This window comes from Intestinimonas sp. RTP31139st1_F5_RTP31139_211217 (assembly GCF_040226735.1).
GTDB classification, from domain to species: Bacteria; Bacillota; Clostridia; order Oscillospirales; family Oscillospiraceae; genus Intestinimonas; species Intestinimonas butyriciproducens.
Map to the genome: position 1 here is coordinate 76,605 of NZ_JBCOAQ010000006.1, position 12,573 is coordinate 89,177.

At 62.3% G+C, this 12,573-nt stretch carries 12 protein-coding genes and 1 other annotated feature; of the genes, 5 read left to right on the forward strand and 7 right to left on the reverse strand.

Annotated elements, in window-relative coordinates; genetic code table 11:
* Positions 1-5 precede the first annotated feature (5 nt).
* From rsxA to rsxC, 5 genes are read right to left on the reverse strand one after another with little or no spacing between them, the layout of a single operon-like run.
* Complete coding sequence (gene rsxA / locus ABUA09_RS06660; protein WP_033117456.1) at positions 6-599, reverse strand: electron transport complex subunit RsxA; 594 nt, start codon at positions 597-599, stop codon at positions 6-8.
* Complete coding sequence (rsxE, locus tag ABUA09_RS06665; protein ID WP_033117457.1) at positions 599-1,243, reverse strand: electron transport complex subunit RsxE; 645 nt, start codon at positions 1,241-1,243, stop codon at positions 599-601. The genes rsxA and rsxE overlap by 1 nt, the downstream gene beginning before the upstream one ends.
* Positions 1,244-1,257: 14 nt before the next feature.
* Entirely contained in the window at positions 1,258-1,812 is a 555-nt protein-coding gene (locus ABUA09_RS06670) for an RnfABCDGE type electron transport complex subunit G (protein WP_052082630.1), read from the reverse strand.
* On the reverse strand, positions 1,809-2,846 hold the full coding sequence (locus tag ABUA09_RS06675; RefSeq protein WP_349949226.1) for an RnfABCDGE type electron transport complex subunit D: 1,038 nt from the start codon (positions 2,844-2,846) through the stop codon (positions 1,809-1,811). Before ABUA09_RS06675 ends, ABUA09_RS06670 begins: the two co-directional genes overlap by 4 nt.
* Complete coding sequence (gene rsxC, locus ABUA09_RS06680; RefSeq protein ID WP_058117097.1) at positions 2,843-4,186, reverse strand: electron transport complex subunit RsxC; 1,344 nt, start codon at positions 4,184-4,186, stop codon at positions 2,843-2,845. Before rsxC ends, ABUA09_RS06675 begins: the two co-directional genes overlap by 4 nt.
* Positions 4,187-4,659: 473 nt before the next feature.
* Positions 4,660-4,908 (forward strand) — a binding site (T-box leader).
* Positions 4,909-4,978: 70 nt separating this feature from the next.
* Here rsxC and ilvB point away from each other — a divergent pair.
* The 3 genes from ilvB to ilvC all read left to right on the forward strand — a co-directional run bounded on the left by ilvB (position 4,979) and on the right by ilvC (position 8,627).
* On the forward strand, positions 4,979-6,688 hold the full coding sequence (gene ilvB, locus ABUA09_RS06685) for a biosynthetic-type acetolactate synthase large subunit (RefSeq protein ID WP_075705317.1): 1,710 nt from the start codon (positions 4,979-4,981) through the stop codon (positions 6,686-6,688).
* A gap of 14 nt (positions 6,689-6,702) precedes the next feature.
* Positions 6,703-7,263 carry an acetolactate synthase small subunit gene (ilvN, locus tag ABUA09_RS06690; protein WP_033117461.1) on the forward strand — a complete coding sequence of 187 codons (561 nt, stop codon included), beginning with the start codon at positions 6,703-6,705 and terminating at the stop codon, positions 7,261-7,263.
* Positions 7,264-7,607: 344 nt separating this feature from the next.
* Positions 7,608-8,627: a ketol-acid reductoisomerase gene (gene ilvC / locus ABUA09_RS06695; RefSeq protein WP_033117462.1), complete on the forward strand. Its 1,020-nt coding sequence runs from the start codon at positions 7,608-7,610 to the stop codon at positions 8,625-8,627.
* 135 nt (positions 8,628-8,762) lie between these two features.
* Here ilvC and ABUA09_RS06700 read toward each other — a convergent pair whose 3' ends face one another.
* Positions 8,763-9,521, reverse strand: coding sequence for a helix-turn-helix domain-containing protein (locus ABUA09_RS06700; protein ID WP_195615299.1), 759 nt, complete (start codon positions 9,519-9,521; stop codon positions 8,763-8,765).
* A gap of 92 nt (positions 9,522-9,613) precedes the next feature.
* Positions 9,614-10,291 (reverse strand): FadR/GntR family transcriptional regulator, encoded by a 678-nt coding sequence (locus ABUA09_RS06705; protein ID WP_279202931.1) that lies wholly within the window; start codon positions 10,289-10,291, stop codon positions 9,614-9,616.
* 116 nt (positions 10,292-10,407) lie between these two features.
* Here ABUA09_RS06705 and ilvD point away from each other — a divergent pair, with 116 nt between their 5' ends.
* On the forward strand, positions 10,408-12,069 hold the full coding sequence (gene ilvD / locus ABUA09_RS06710; protein ID WP_033117465.1) for a dihydroxy-acid dehydratase: 1,662 nt from the start codon (positions 10,408-10,410) through the stop codon (positions 12,067-12,069).
* 117 nt (positions 12,070-12,186) lie between these two features.
* Complete coding sequence (locus tag ABUA09_RS06715) at positions 12,187-12,510, forward strand: PadR family transcriptional regulator (RefSeq protein ID WP_033117466.1); 324 nt, start codon at positions 12,187-12,189, stop codon at positions 12,508-12,510.
* Positions 12,511-12,573: the final 63 nt, after the last annotated feature.

Genomic DNA, 12,573 nt, shown 5'->3' on the forward strand with positions numbered 1-12,573 from the left:
CTCCCTTAAACAACTTTCAGGCCGGAGAAGCCCATGAAGGCCAGCGCCAGCAGGCCGGCGGTGATCAGGGCGATGGGGAATCCCTCAAAGGCCTTCGGACACTCCATCGTCACATCCAGGCGCTCCCGCACACTGGCAAAGAGCACGATAGCAATGAGGAACCCAATACCACCGGTGATGCCGTAAACTACGCTGGTGATAAAGTCATAGCTGTTCTGGGTATTCTGCAACACCACACCCAGCACGGCGCAGTTGGTGGTGATCAGGGGCAGATAGACGCCCAGCGCCTGATACAGAGTAGGCACAGCCTTCTGCAGGAACATCTCCACGAACTGTACCAGGGAGGCTATGACCAAAATATAGGTCACGGTCTGCATGAATACCAGCTTGTTGGGAATCAGAATGTAATTATTGATTGGCCAACACACGGCGGAGGCCACGCCCATGACAAAGATAACGGCCACGCCCATGCCCAGAGCGGTGTCCACCTTTTTGGACACGCCCATAAACGGGCAGATGCCCAGGAACTGGGCAAAAATAAAGTTATTGACCAGGATGGCCCCCAGAGAGACGCTGAAGAGTGTGGTAAGAAGCTCCATTATTTGGCCACCTCCTCTTTCTTCTCGGTCTTCTTGGGCTTGCTGAGGAAGTACTGCATGGCGGCAATGACGCAGGCCAGCGTCAGGAAACCGCCCACGGGGAGGATCATGCCCAGTGCGGGGATGCTCTCGGGCAGGATACGGACGCCCTCTCCGCCATTGAGAATGCCGCCGCCAAAGGTACCGTTGCCCAGGAACTCACGGATAATACACATGATCACCAGCACCATAGTATAGCCCAGGCCCTGGAACACGCCATCCAGCGCGGAGGCTGCCACGCCATTCTTGGAGGAAAATCCTTCAGCGCGGCCCAGAATGATGCAGTTGACGACAATCAGCGGGATAAAGAGTCCCAGAGACTCGGAGAGCGCGGGGACAAATGCCTTCAGGAACAGATCCACCATGGTAACGAAGCCTGCGATCACCACGATGTAGCAGGCAATACGCACCTTGCTGGGGATGATATTCCGCAACAGAGAAATAAAGATATTCGACAGGGTGAGGATCACCAGCACACTCAGGCCCATGCCGATGCCGTTAAAGAGTGTAGTGGTGATGGCCAGCACCGAGCACATGCCCAGCAACTGGACAGTAACAGGGTTCTGGGTGATAAGCCCTTCCTTCAATTGCTGTTTCACATTCATTTCGGCCTACCTCCTTAACCCATGCTTCCGGCGGCTTCCAGCGCGGCGGTCACGCCTTCCGACACCGCACGGGAGGTAATGGTGGCGCCGGTAAGAGCCACGATATCTCCGCCGTCCTTCTCCACCGCCACGGTGCCGCTCTTGCCCACAAACTGGTCGCGGAAGGCGGGTTTGGTGGCGTTAGCACCCAGGCCAGAGGTCTCAGAGTGGGAAATGATGGATACACCGGTACAGGTGCCGTCAGTTCCCACGCCCACCATGATATCCAAGTTTCCGCCGAATCCGGAGGGAGCCACCTGGACCACATAACCCGCATCTCCGGCCTGATAGACTGCGGTGACCAAAGCGTTGCCGCCGGTATACTCCACCTGGGTGTAGCTGTCCGCAGGCAGTACAGCGGCCATAGCGTCGTCGGTCTTTTTCTGGTTGTTAATTGCAATTTGGGGCGCGGTGATCATATTCACCAGGCCCAGCAAAAGGGCGGTGATGGCGCTGATTGCAAAAAGCACGATCACGAGCTGCGCCATACCGGGTTCCTTTTTCTTTGTCACAGCAGCAGTCTCACTCATGACGCAGACGCCTCCTTTGCAGCTTTCTTGGCCGCCTTCTGCTTCTCCTTCATTTCCTTGGTGAGGCCGAAACGGGGGGGCTTGACCTTATCCAGCAGCCACACGCAGGCGTTCATGATAAGGATGGCATAGGAGACGCCCTCGGGGTAGCCGCCGAAGTAGCGGATGAACACGGTGAGCAGGCCGCAGCCGATGCCGAAGAGGATCTCGCCCACGGGGGTGGTGGGACTGGTGACATAGTCGGTGGCCATGAAGATGGCACCCAGCATCAGACCGCCGCCCAGGACCTCATAGAGCATCCAGGTGAGCCGGTCGTTGCCGCCCATGGGAAACAGGAAGGTGAGCACGGCCACGGTGCCGATAAAGGCCACGGGGACACGCAGTCGGATCACGCCGCGGACGACCAGATATACGCCGCCGCACAGCAGGAGCAGCGCGGAGATCTCGCCCATGCAGCCGCCGATGTTGCCGACGAACATGTTCTGGAGGCTCACGCCCTCCGGCAGAAGGCCCTGGTGCATAAAGTCGGCGGAGAGGGGAGTGGCGCCGGTCACGGCATCAGCGGCGGAGAGGAGGCCCACCCGCTGGCCCGGCGCGGCCCACGTGGTCATGGCCACAGGGTAGCTGAGCATCAGGAATGCGCGCCCCGCCAGGGCGGGGTTCACAAAGTTCTTGCCCAGACCGCCGAAGAGCTGCTTTACCACCACGATGGCGAAGAAATCGCCGATGATCAGCATCCAGTAGGGCAGCATCACAGGGCAGACAAAAGCCAGCAGCACGCCCGTGACGGCGGCGGACAGGTCCCCGTTGGTGTTGGTCTTATGTAACAGCTTGCGGTATCCCCACTCGAAGACCTCGCAGGCCGCCACGGAGATCGCGGTAGCGATGAGGGCCCGGAGGCCGAAGAAGAATACGGCTACGCACAGGGAGGGCACCAGCGCCACGAGCACGTCCAGCATCAGGGTGCGGGTCCCTATGGGAGAGGAGACGTGGGGGGAAGACGCCACCCCAAGAAGCTTGGTCTCGTTGTTCATGCCTTCGCCGCCTCCTTTGCTTTCTGTTTTGCCTGCAGGCCGCGGATCTCAAACTTGGCCATACGGAAGGTCTGGACCAGGTGGATGCGGGCGGGACAGATGTAGTTGCAGGAACCGCACTCCATGCAGTCCATCACATTGTACTCCTGGACCTTCTCCCAGTCCCGCTTCATGCTGTACATGCGCATGTAGAGGGGCATGAGGTGCATGGGGCAGACGTTGACGCACTTGCCGCAGCGGATGCATGTCTGCTCGGCGTCCTGTACGGCGGCCTCCTCGTCCGTGAGGGCCAGCAGGCAGTTGGTGCCCTTCATCATGGAGGCGGTGAGGTCGTACTGGGGGTTGCCCATCATGGGGCCTCCCATCAGCAGGCGCTGGGGCGGCGTTTTGAAGCCGCCGGCCATCTTGACGAGGTGCTCCAGCGGGGTCCCGATGGGAGCAAAGACGTTGAGGGGCCGGGTCATGGCGCCGCCGGTCAGGGTGACGTTACGGTGGGTGAGGGGCTTGCCCTCGGTCACAGCGTCATAGATGGCGGAGGCAGTAGCCACGTTGAACACGGTGCAGCCCACGTCAGCCGGCAGGCCGCCGGGAGGCACCTCCCGCCCGGTGACGCGCTGGATGAGCTGTTTCTCAGCGCCCTGGGGATAGCGGGTCTTCAGCGTCTCGATCTGGATGCCGCTGCCCGCCGGGAGCAGGCTCTTCAGGTGCTCCACGGCGTCGAGCTTGTTGCCCTCGATGCCGATGGTGGCCGTCTGGAGGCCCAGCGCCTTCATGATGAAGCTCACGCCGCCCAGGACCGCCTCTCCCCGCTCCAGCATGAGCCGGTGGTCGGCGGTGATGTAGGGCTCGCACTCCGCGCCGTTGATGAGAATGGTGTCGACCTTGCCCACCGCGCCGGAGAGCTTGACGTGGGTGGGGAATCCCGCGCCGCCCATGCCGGTGATGCCGGCCTCCTTCACAATGTCGATGATCTCCTGGGGAGTGAGCACATCCACATTGTCCCGGTGCCGGATTGTCTCGCAGGGGGTGTCCTTGAAGTCGTTCTCGATCACTACGGACATCATCTTGCCGCCGCCAGCATGGGGCCGGGGCTCCACGGCCACGACCTTGCCGGAGACGCTGGCGTGGATGGGCGCGCCAAGTCCGGCGATCTCGCCGATCTTCTGTCCGACGGTGACCTCGTCTCCCACGGCCACGATGGGCTTACAGGGCGCGCCCACATGCATGGACATAGGGATTACCACCTGGGCCGGAGCCTCTTCCAGCGGGATGACCGGCTTGCGCTCGGTCGCCTCTTTGTGCTCGGCGGGGTGGACGCCGCCATAAAACTTATGACTCATAGCATCACCTCTGTCATTACTTCAAACCTCTTCTTTAACCGTCTTTGGGACCGCTGAACAAGGAACCGAACGGCGCGTCGGTCCTTTGTTCAGCGGTCCTCCCTTTTCGATCAGCCCCGTGCTCACGCACGAAACCGGGGCAGTCCGGCGAACCGGGCTGCCTCTCCCCAGGATTCGACTCCCTACCATTATCACAAAGATGCGATAGGTACAATCAAATCTTTATTATAATAGTCCCACCAATCGAAAATGTCCAGTGTTTCCACGGAAAAAAACCGCAAAAATTAGAGTAAATAAATTTCCAATCCCCCGGCGGACAGGGCGGCCCTCCCTTTTGTGCAACCTTTCAAAATTTATTTTCCTCTCTTTCCCACTTCGTTGAGAAAAACAGAAAAAATCCGCCTCCTTTCTCCTTCCCGGTTGACAAACGGTCGGGGGCGTTGTATGATGCTGTTTAATATCAAATAGCGCCAAAAACAGCAATGACCGGGTAAGTATATCGGTCTCGAAAGCCCAGAGAGGGAGCGGCGGCGGACAACAGGCCCGCCATGGTGTGAGCTCCCGTGCAGGACCGGTAGAAAGTCGCTCGTGAGCTGCTCTGCTGAACGTCCATAGCCGGGTCAGTAGGCCGAGACGGTTCCCCTCCGTTAGCGGGGTCGAAAGCGCGCGGGCCCCGGCCCGCGAATTTAGGTGGTACCACGGAGCATGCCTTCGTCCTATAGGGGACGCAAGGCATGCTCTTTTGTTTGGTCCCCGCTTTTCCACATTATATTACCAAAGGAGGTCGCGCACATGAAGATGAAAAGCCCTCAGGTGCTCATGGAGTGCCTGCTGGAGCAGGGAGTCGACACCGTTTTCGGCTATCCCGGCGGCACCATTCTGAACATCTACGACGAGTTTGAGCGCAGTGGTTACAAGGAGAAGATCCGCCACATTCTCACCGCCCATGAGCAGGGGGCGTCCCACGCGGCCGACGGCTACGCCCGTTCCACCGGCAAGGTGGGCGTCTGCTTCGCCACCTCCGGCCCCGGGGCCACCAACCTTACCACCGGTATCGCCACCGCCTATATGGACTCCTCCCCCGTGGTCTTCATCACCGTCAATGTGGGGGAAAATCTCATCGGTAAGGACTCCTTTCAGGAGGTGGACATCACCGGGATCACTATGCCCATCACCAAGTGCAACTACCTGGTGCGCCGGGCCGAGGACCTGGCCGACGTCATCCGGGAGGCCTTTGCCATCGCCCGGTCCGGCCGCCCGGGCCCGGTGCTCATCGATATCCTGAAAAACGTCACCTATGAAGAGGTGGATTACCGCCCCCTTCCCGTGGAGCAGCACGCCGCACACGGCCGCCTGGCCGCCATGCTCCGCCGCGCCTCCCACGACCTCAAGACCCCCGAGCCCGACCACGGCGACATCCAGAAGCTGCTGGATATGATCGCGGCCTCCCAAAAGCCCCTGGTGCTGGTGGGCGGCGGCGTGATCCGCTCCAAGGGCGCCGTACCGGAATTCCGGAAGTTTTTCGAGACGCTGAACGCCCCGGTGACCTCCACTATCATGGGCGGCGGCGCCTGTCCCGGCAGCCACCGGCTGTTCACCGGCATGATCGGGATGCACGGCTCTCACGCCTCCAATTTCGCCGTGGATCAGTGCGATCTGCTCATTGCCATCGGCTGCCGTTTCTCCGACCGGGTGGCCCTGGACCCCGCCACCTTCGCCCGGAACGCCAAGATCGTCCACATCGACATCGACCGCTCCGAGATCGACAAGAACGTCAAGACCGATCACCACATCATCGGGGACGCCCGCCGGGTGCTGGAGCTCCTCAACCAGGGCATGCCCCCCCACGACTACCCCGAATGGAAGGAGTGGGTCTTTTCCCACAAGGAGGTCCCCCTCAAGAAGGACGACATCCTCCATCCCCACGAGGTGCTGGAGACCATCCAGGCCGTCACCGGCGGGGATGCCATCATCACCACCGACGTGGGACAGCATCAGATGTGGTCGGCCCAGTACTACCACTTCTCCCGCCCGGGACAGCTCATCACCTCCGGCGGCTTCGGCACCATGGGCTTCGGGCTGGGGGCCGCCATGGGCGCCAAAATGGGCAATCCCGACAAGCCCGTGGTCCTCTGCACCGGCGACGGCTGCTTCCGCATGAACTGCCATGAACTGGCCACCGTGGAGCATTACCACATCCCGGTCATCACCGTGATCTTCAACAACCAGACGCTGGGCATGGTCCGCCAGTGGCAGCATCTCATCTACGGGGAGCGCTATTCCCAGACCGACCTGGACCGGGGCCCCGACTTTGTGAAGCTGGCCAATGCCTATGGGATCGGCGGCGCCCGCTGCGCCACGCAGGCGGAGTTCGAGGCCGCGCTGAAGAAGGCCGTGGCCTCGGGGGAGCCCTGGGTCATCGAGTGCGCCATCGACAAGGACGCCATGGTCCACCCCATGGTCCCCGGCGGCGCCCCCGTCACCGATTTTCTGTTGGATTAAGGAGGGCCGAGAGGATGAAAGCACACACCGACATCACCCGCCACACGCTGTCCGTCCTGGTGGAGAACGCCGCCGGCGTCCTCTCCCAGGTGTCGCGCCTCTTCTCCCGCAAGGGGTATAACATCGAGTCCCTGGCGGTGGGCACCACCGACGATCCCACCGTCTCCCGCATCACCATCGAGGTCATGGCCGACGCCGCCATGATCGAGCAGATCATGAACCAGCTGCGCAAGCAGTTCCCCGTCTACTCGGTCCAGGAGCTGCTGCCTGAGCGGAGCATCCGCCGGGAGCTGGTGATGTTCAAGGTGAAGGCTGAAAACGCCGATACCCGCAACGAGGTCATCCAGATCGCCAACATTTTCCGGGCCTCCATCATCGACGTGTCGGTGGCCTCCCTCACGCTGGCCCTCATCGGCGACGAGTCCAAGGCCGACGCCATGCAGAAGCTGCTGGAGTCCTTCGGCATCCTGGAGCTGGTCCGCACCGGCATGGTGGCCCTGGAGCGGGGCGCCTACACCATCAGCGACGAAAACAAGGAAAAGGCGGAGTTCAACCTAGGCAAAGCCACACTGTAAGCCGCCTTTTCCCACCGCGCATCGCGCGGTGCGCCGCGGTCCGCCGCGTCCAAGCGTCGAGCCGGGGCGAGACCTTGCCGCAGGGGCAATTTACTTGCCCCGAGGAGGTCCAATCCCAGGGGGTCCCCGCGGGATCCCCGATCCCGTGGGGCAAAGGCGGAGTTCAACCTGGGCAAAGCCACACTGTAAGCCGCCTTTTCCCACCGCGCATCGCGCGGTGCGCGGCGTACAAGGAATTTTTAAGATTGTATCACAGTTATCATTCTTTTGCCCGCCGCTGTGATATGATAGGTATCATCATTCTTCCGATTGCAGCATCCTACTTGATAAAGGAGTGTTTTATTATGGCAAAGATGTACTATGAAAAGGACTGTGAGCTCAGCTATCTCAACGGCAAGAAGATCGCCATCATCGGCTACGGCTCCCAGGGACATGCCCACGCCCTCAACCTGAAGGATTCCGGCTGCGACGTGTGCGTGGGACTCCGTCAGGGCTCCAAAAACTGGGCTAACGCCGAAAAGGCTGGCCTCACCGTCAAAACCGTGCCCGAGGCCGCCAAGTGGGCCGACATCGTCATGATCCTCATCAACGACGAGGTGCAGGCCGACGTCTACAAGAAGGACATCGCCCCCTATCTGGAGGAGGGCAACGCCCTGGCCTTTGCCCACGGCTTCAATATCCGCTACCAGCAGATCGTCCCTCCCGCCGGCGTGGATGTGTTCATGGCCGCCCCCAAGGGCCCCGGCCACACCGTCCGCAGCCAGTATGTCAACGGCAAGGGCGTCCCCTGCCTGGTGGCCGTGGAGCAGAACGCCACCGGCAACGCCATGAAGATCGCCCTGGCCTATATCGCCGGGATCGGCGGCGCCCGTGCCGGTGTGATGGAGACCACCTTCCACGATGAGACCGAGACCGACCTCTTCGGTGAGCAGGCCGTGCTGTGCGGCGGCGTGGTGGACCTGATGCGCTGCGGCTTCGAGACCCTGGTGGAGGCCGGCTACGAGCCCGAGAACGCCTATTTCGAGTGCATCCATGAGATGAAGCTCATCATCGACCTCATCAACAAGGGCGGCGTTGGCATGATGAACTACTCCATCTCCGACACCGCCGAGTACGGCGAGTATGTCTCCGGCCCCCGCGTCCTGCCCTACGAGGAGACCAAGAAGAACATGCGCAAGGTGCTCGACGACATCCAGGATGGCACCTTCGCTGGCAAGTGGATCGCCGAGAACAAGAACGGCCGCACCTTCTTCAACTCCAAGCGCGCCAACCTGGCCAAACACCAGATGGAGATCGTGGGCGCCGAGCTGCGCAAGAACATGCTCTGGGGCGACGATGCCGACCCCGATACCGCCTCCAACTGATCCCGCCATCGCACGCATGCAAAATCGCCGTCTCCCCTCCGGGAGACGGCGATTTTTTCATTCTTCCAGCCGCTGCGGATAGCGCCGGGATTCATTTGGCATCATCATTGGATCAGGCGCTCTGCCGGGGCCCCTTTACTCGTACCGCTTTCCCACGACATAGGCCGGGAGGAACATCCCCAGGCAGGCCAGAAGGCTCAAGCCCCCTTCCAGGCCCTGCAGGGTCCCCGGCCACAGGGTCCATATCCCCCACCAGAGGAGGGGAAATACCGCCGCCGTGCCCAACAGCCACCCCCGCAGGGCCGCCAGAATATGGGGCCAATTGCTGTTGTTGAGACGGAGCCCGGCCAAGTTCATGCGAAAAACCCCGTCGCCGTAAAAACTGATCCGGTTCTCATCGTAATAGCCCGGCAAACTTTCCCGGACGAAGAAGCACAGCCAGGCGCCGAAAAGCAGGCTCAGGCCCTCCACCAGCGCCACCGTCTCCGCCAGCGCCTCCCACCCAAAGCCCTGGGCCAGCAGCATCCCTGTTTCCACCAGCCCGGCCAGAGCGCAGAGCAGATAGGACAGCTTCCACCCCTTTTTCCTCCGGTCCAGCCAGAGCTCCTCCTCTCTGCCTAGATGGAGGGCTCCGCTGACCAGCGCGTCCACCTCTGCCGTCTCCAGGGGGCGCTCCGCCCGCTCCCCCCGCAGCAGCTCGGCAACACCCACGCCCAGCGCCTCGCTCAGCGGCGTCAGCAGCGCCACATCGGGCAGGCTCAGCCCCCGCTCCCATTTGCTCACCGCTTTATCCGAGACATACAGCCGGTCGGCCAGCGCCCGCTGGGTCAGCCCCTTCTCCTTCCGCAGGGCGGCCAGGAAGGCGCCGAATCGTTCCTTGTCAATGCCGTTCATCTGGCATCGCCTCCTTCCCCGCCATGGTACCCGCTCCCGCCCCCGGTGTCAATCGACCAGCGGTAGAGTCCTTCTCCCTCAGCGCCTTGCGCCTACTCTTCCAGCCCCATCACATCCATGCTGTGGTGCATATGGATGGCCATGGCGTGCTCACAGCCGCTCTCATCCCGCTTGCGGAGGAAGTCCATCAACAGGGCGTGATCCCGCAGCGTGTCCTCCGCAAGCTGCTCCGTATGGCCGCCGGAGGTGATGGCGGCCGCCACCGCCTCGCTGATGAGGGGCATCAGCCGCATCATGAACTCATTGTGGGTGCTTCGGACAATGGCGGCGTGGAACTCCCGGTCCGCCCGGGTGCGGTCCTCCCCCGCCCGGATGCACCGCTCCACCTCCGCGCCCCGGCGGAGGATCTCCTCCATCTCCCCCTCCGACGCTCTGTGGCAGGCCAGCCTGGCCACCTGCGGCTCAAAGACCCGCCTCAGTTCAAAGAGGTCCCGGAGCCGGCCCTTGACCTGATCCAGTCCGGAGAAGCCGAAATCTCCAATCTCCTCCACCTGCCCCGACACAAAGGTGCCCTTTCCCCTGCGGACCTCCAGCACGCCCCGGGCGGCCAGCGTACGGATCGCCTCCCGCAGCGTGGCGCGGCTCACCCGCAGCTCCGCCGACCACTCCAGCTCGTTGGGCAGCTTGTCCCCCGGCCCAAACCGCCGCTCCACCACGATCATGGTGTAAAGCCGCTCTGCCGTCTGCTGGGACAGGCTCTTTTTTTCCATAGACTCACCTCATCGCACTTGACATCTTTTCTTTTATCCTATAATATATCGTCAGACAATGCAAGTGTAATCATACAACTCTTACATAGAAAACAGAAAAACAGGAGGAACCACCCATGCGCAGCGACAATGTGACAAAGGGCGTGGAGCGCGCCCCCAACCGCTCCCTCTTCTATGCTCTGGGCTATACCAGGGAGGAGCTGGAGCGGCCTCTCATCGGCGTGGTGTGCTCCCAGAACGAGATCGTCCCGGGCCATATGAACCTGGACAAGATCGCCGAGGCGGTGAAGGCGGGCATCCGTCTGGCCGGAGGCACCCCCGTGGAGTTCCCCGCCATCGCCGTGTGCGACGGCATCGCCATGGGACACATCGGCATGAAGTATTCTCTGGTCACCCGGGAGCTCATCGCAGACTCCACCGAAGCCATGGCCCTGGCCCATCAGTTCGACGGCCTGGTGATGATCCCCAACTGCGACAAGAACGTGCCCGGACTGCTGATGGCCGCCGCCCGGCTCAACCTCCCCACCATCTTCTGCTCCGGCGGTCCCATGCTCTCCGGCCGTCTCCGGGACGGCCGCCGCTCCTGTCTGAGCCACATGTTCGAGGCCGTCGGCGCCTATAAGGCCGGCAAGCTGGACGAGGCCGGCGTGGAGGACTATGAGATCAACGCCTGCCCCACCTGCGGCTCCTGCTCCGGCATGTACACCGCCAACTCCATGAACTGCCTCACCGAGGGGATCGGCATGGCCCTGCGGGGGAACGGCACCATCCCCGCCGTCATGTCCGCCCGGCTGCGGCTGGCCAAGCACACCGGCATGCAGATCATGGAGCTGGTAAAGCGGGACATCCGCCCCCGGGATATCCTCACTGAGGCCGCCTTCCACAACGCCGAGACCCTGGACATGGCCCTGGGCTGCTCCACCAACTCCATGCTCCACCTTCCCGCCATCGCCCATGAATGCGGCATCGAGCTCTCTTTTGATATGGCCAATGAGATCTCCCGCAAGACCCCCAACCTCTGCCACCTGGCCCCCGCTGGGGACACCTATATCGAGGACCTGGACCGGGCGGGCGGCGTCTACGCCGTCATGAAGGAACTAACCAAAAAGGGACTGCTGGACACCTCTCTGCTGACCGTCACCGGCAGGACCGTGGCGGAAAATCTGGAGGGCGTGGAAAATCTGGACCACGCCATCATCCGCCCCATCGAGGACCCCTACTCCCCCTATGGCGGCATCGCCGTGCTCAAGGGCTCTCTGGCCCCCGAGGGCTGCGTGGTCAAGCAGTCCGCCGTGGACGAGGCCATGATGTCCCACACCGGCCCCGCCCGGGTCTTCGACTGTGAGGAGGACGCCATCGCCGCCATCTATGCCGGCAGGATCGTCGCCGGCGACGTGGTGGTGATCCGCTACGAGGGGCCCAAGGGGGGGCCCGGCATGCGCGAAATGCTCAACCCCACCTCCGCCATCTGTGGTATGGGCCTGGGCGAGAGCGTGGCCCTCATCACCGACGGGCGCTTCTCCGGTGCCACCCGCGGCGCTTCCATCGGCCATGTCTCCCCCGAGGCCGCGCTGGGAGGTCCCATCGCCTTTGTGGAGGAGGGGGACATCATCACCATTGATATTCCCAACTGCAGGATCGACGTATTGGTGGACGAGGCGGTGCTGGACGCCCGAAAAGCCAAATGGGTCTGTCCCGAGCCCCGGGTCAAGACCGGCTATCTCAACCGCTACGCCAAGCAGGTCACCAGCGCGGCGCGGGGCGCTGTGCTGGAATAAGCGTTTGATCGGGCGGAGGCCCAAAGCCTCCGCCCGATTTTTGATTGACATATATCGAATATCGTCATATACTGAAAGTAGCGATATTCGATATACTCAGAAGGGCGGTGACCCTCCGTGGCGCGGAAGAAGCTGGACACACTGACCGAGCAGATGTATTACGTCCTTCTCGCCCTTACAGAGGAGCGCCACGGGTACGGCATCATGCAGGACACCGCTGCGCTCACCGGCGGACGGGTGATCATCGGGGCGGGCACCCTGTACGCCCTGCTGTCCCGTTTTGAGGCGGACGGCCTCATCCGACTCTCCGCCGAGCGGGACAACCGGAAATACTACCGCCTGACCGAGGAGGGCCGCAGGGTCCTGGAGGAAGAGCTGCGCCGCCTCCAGCGCCAGGCCGCGGACGGGGAGCGCGTGCTGCGGGGCGGCGGGGGCGCATGAGCGCGACATGGAGACGGGTCTGCTCCGGACGCCCGGCGCAGGCCCGAAGGGTGGGCCGGGCCT